Consider the following 3,584-nt stretch of genomic DNA (forward strand, 5'->3'; position numbering starts at 1 on the left):
TCGACACCGTGCGTTCGGTGCACAACCTCGAGGAACTGACGCAGCGCCCCTACACGCTGCATCTGGTCGGCGAGTTTCTGCCCGACATCGAGCGCGAGCGCGTCGCCGGCCGGACGGTGCACGGCGTGACGCTCTATCGCCGGCTGGCGCGGCGCTGGCTCGAACGCGACTCCGGCAAGCACCACATCCTGCCCGAGCACAAGATGCAACTGGCGGCGCATCTCGCCGCGCATCTCTGGCTGAGCGGCCAGCGCACGCTGCCGGCGAGCGAACTCGAAGAGTGGTTCCACGCCTGGCTCACCGAGCAGCCGCGGCTGCGCGCGCGCTACCAGCACCTGCACCGCGAGCAACTGGAAGAGGATTTGCGCACGGCGACTTTCCTGGCGCGGGTCGACGAGCCGGCGGGCAGCGCTTTCCGCTTCGCGCACAGCTCGCTGCAGGAATTCTTTCTCGCCGACCGCCTGTGCGCCGCTTTGCGCGACAAGGACCCGGCCGTCTGGGCGATGCCGCTGCCGAGCCGCGAAACGCTCGATTTCCTCGGCCAGATCCTGGCCGAAGCCGCCGATCCGGCGCTGCTCGCCACGCTGCAGGGCTGGCGGCGCGAATACCGGCCGCGGGTCAGCGAACTGCTGCTCGCCTACGCGCTGCGCGCGCGTCAGCGCGGCTGGCCGGTGCCGATCGTGCATGGCATCCGCCTCGGCGGCGCCACGCTGCGCGGCTGGGTTTTCGGCGAGGTCGGCGCGGGGGTGGACCAAGGAGAGGATAAAGGAGCGGCGGATGGCGCGCCGCTGCCCGCGCTCGACCTCGGGCCGGCCGATCTGCGCGGCGCCGACCTGCGCGAAACGCGTTTCGACGGCGTGCGGCTGGCCGGCGCCGATCTGTCGCAGGCGCGGCTAGCGCACGCGCTGTTCATCGGCTGTCGCCTCGAAGGGGCCGATTTCTCGGGCGCCACACTGACCGCGGCGATCTTCCGCCACTGCACGCTGGCCAACAGCCGCTGGAACGACGCCGCCTTCTATCGCACGCAGTTCCATTTCTGCACCCCGCCGGCGGCGGTGCCGGCGATGGACGGCGACGGTCTGCATCACGCCTGCGCGCTATTGACGCTGCCCTGGCCGGAGAACCGGCGCCCGCACCGCGTGCCGGCTGGCGAGACGCTGGCAACGCTGCGCGGTCATGTCGGCCATGTGTGGTCCTGCGCCTTTTCGCCGGACGGCGCGCGCCTGCTCTCGGCGGGGGACGACGGCAGCCTGCGGCTGTGGGACGCGGCGAGCGGCGAGTCGCTGGCGACGCTGCACGGTCATCAGGGCGTGGTGTGGTCCTGCGCCTTTTCGCCGGACGGCGCGCGCGTGCTCTCGGCGGGGGAGGACGGCAGCCTGCGGCTGTGGGACGCGGCGAGCGGCGAGTCGCTGGCGACGCTGCGCGGTGATCAGGGCGTGGTGATTTCTTGCGCCTTTTCGCCGGACGGCGCACGCCTGCTCTCGGCGGGGTCCGACGGCAGCCTGCGGCTGTGGGACGCGGCGAGCGGCGAGTCACTCGCGACGCTGCGCGGTGAGCAGGGCGCCGTGAGGTCCTGCGCCTTTTCGCCGGACGGCGCGCGCGTGCTCTCGGCGGGGATCGACGGCAGCCTGCGGTTGTGGGGCGCGGCGAGCGGCGAGTCGCTGGCGACGCTGCACGCTGATCAGGGCGTGGGGATTTCTTGCGCCTTTTCGCCGGACGGCGCGCGCCTGCTCTCGGCGGGGTTGGACGGCAGCCTGCGGCTGTGGGACGCGGCGAGCGGCGAGTCGCTGGCGACGCTACGCGGCGATCAGGGCGAGGTGCGGTCGTGCGCCCTTTCGCCGGACGGCGCGCGCGTGCTCTCGACGGGGTCCGACGGCAGCCTGCGGTTGTGGGACGCGGCGAGCGGCGAGTCGCTGGCGACGCTGCGCGCTGATCAGGGCGTGGTGATTTCTTGCGCCTTTTCGCCGGACGGCGCGCGCCTGCTCTCGGCGGGGAGCGACGGCAGTCTGCGGCTGTGGGACGCAGCGAGCGGCGAGGCGCTGGCAACGCTGCGCGGTGATCAGGGCGTGGTGATTTCTTGCGCCTTTTCGCCGGACGGCGCGCGCCTGCTCTCGGCGGGGTCCGACGGCAACCCGCGGCTGTGGGACGCGGCGAGCGGCGAGTTGCTGGCGACACTGCGCGGTGATCAGGGCCTAGTGCGCTCCTGCGCCTTTTCGCCGGACGGCGCGCGCTTGCTCTCGGCGGGATCCGACGGCAACCTGCGACTGTGGGACGCGGCGAGCGGCGAGTCGCTGGCGACGCTGCGCGCTGATCAGGGCGTGGTGGAGTCGTGCGCGTTTTCGCCGGACGGCACGCGCGTCCTCTCGACGGGGAACGACGGCAGCCTGCGGCTGTGGGACGCGGCGAGCGGCGAGTCGCTGGCGACGCTGAGCGCTGATCAGGGCCGGGTGTGGGCGTGCGCCTTTTCGCCGGACGGCGCGCGCGGGCTCTCGGCGGGGTTGGACGGCAGCCTGCGGCTGTGGGACGCGGCGAGCGGAGAGTCGCTGGCGACGCTGCGCGCTGATCAGGGCATCGTGATGTCGTGCGCGTTTTCGCCGGACGGCACGCGCGTGCTCTCGGCAGGGTTGGACGGCAGCCTGCGGCTGTGGGACGCGGTGAGCGGCGATTCGCTGGCGACGCTGCGCGCTGATCAGGGTGTGGTGAAGTCGTGCGCCTTTTCGCCGGACGGCGCGCGCCTGCTCTCGGCGGGGTTGGACGGCAGCCTGCGGCTGTGGGACGCGGCGAGCGGCGAGTTGCTGGCGACGCTGCGCGGTCATCTGGGCGGGGTGATGTCCTGCGCCTTTTCGCCGGATGGCGCGCGCGTGCTCTCGGCGGGAAAGGACGGCAGCCTGCGGCTGTGGGACGCGGCGAGCGGCGAGTTGCTGCGCGTCCACGCGCTGCTGCCCGACGACAGCTACGCCGTTTGGGAGGCGCGCGAGCAGCGCATCGTCGCAGCGGGCGGCGAGGCCTGGCGCTGGCTCGGCTGGCAGGTGCGCGACGACGATGGGCAGCCGACGCTGCTGCCGCTGGAAGCTCTCGCGGCGCTGCCGGCGGCGCCCGCGGGCAAAGCGCAACGAAGGTCCGGCTGACCTTGCGCAGTCCGGCGAGTCGCGGCGACCGGCACGGCGCGACGACGAAACCGTTCGTCGGCCGGGCTACGGTGCCGCAGTCACCGTCTGCACGCGCTGATGCAGACGACGGACGCCGAACCAGACCAGCGCGGCGATGAGCGGAATGCTTGCCGCGACGGCGATGTCCGGGGCGATGGCGAAGAAGCCGGCGGCTTTCGCGCCTTTGGCGAGATAGCCGACCAGGCCGGAGCCGTAACAGGTGACGGCCGCCACCGAGAGACCTTCGACGGCGCTCTGCAACAGGAACTGCGCCGTCTGGCGGCGGTTCATCGCCTCGAGCAGGCCGGCGCTGCTCTGCTGCGTTTCGATCTCGACGCGCGTGCGCAGCAGGTTCGAAACGCGCGAGATCCGTTTGGCCTCGGGCGAACGGACGTAGGCGCCGATCGTTCAGCGCGACCGATCGAGGTTCCTGGC

General features: G+C 72.5%; 2 protein-coding genes. One reads left to right on the forward strand and one right to left on the reverse strand.

Annotated features, from left to right (window positions below; genetic code table 11):
• Window positions 1–17 precede the first annotated feature (17 nt).
• Window positions 18–3,128 carry a pentapeptide repeat-containing protein gene (locus PKE44_RS16525; protein WP_324553401.1) on the forward strand — a complete coding sequence of 1,037 codons (3,111 nt, stop codon included), beginning with the start codon at window positions 18–20 and terminating at the stop codon, window positions 3,126–3,128.
• Window positions 3,129–3,194: 66 nt separating this feature from the next.
• Here the strand turns inward: PKE44_RS16525 and PKE44_RS16530 are convergent, their stop codons facing one another.
• A complete protein-coding gene (locus PKE44_RS16530) occupies window positions 3,195–3,554 on the reverse strand; it encodes a DUF3422 family protein (protein WP_324553406.1) in 360 nt (119 codons plus the stop codon).
• Between the last annotated feature and the right edge of the window lie 30 nt (window positions 3,555–3,584).

It is taken from the genome of Plasticicumulans sp. (genome assembly GCF_035331805.1).
Classification (GTDB): domain Bacteria; phylum Pseudomonadota; class Gammaproteobacteria; order Competibacterales; family Competibacteraceae; genus Plasticicumulans.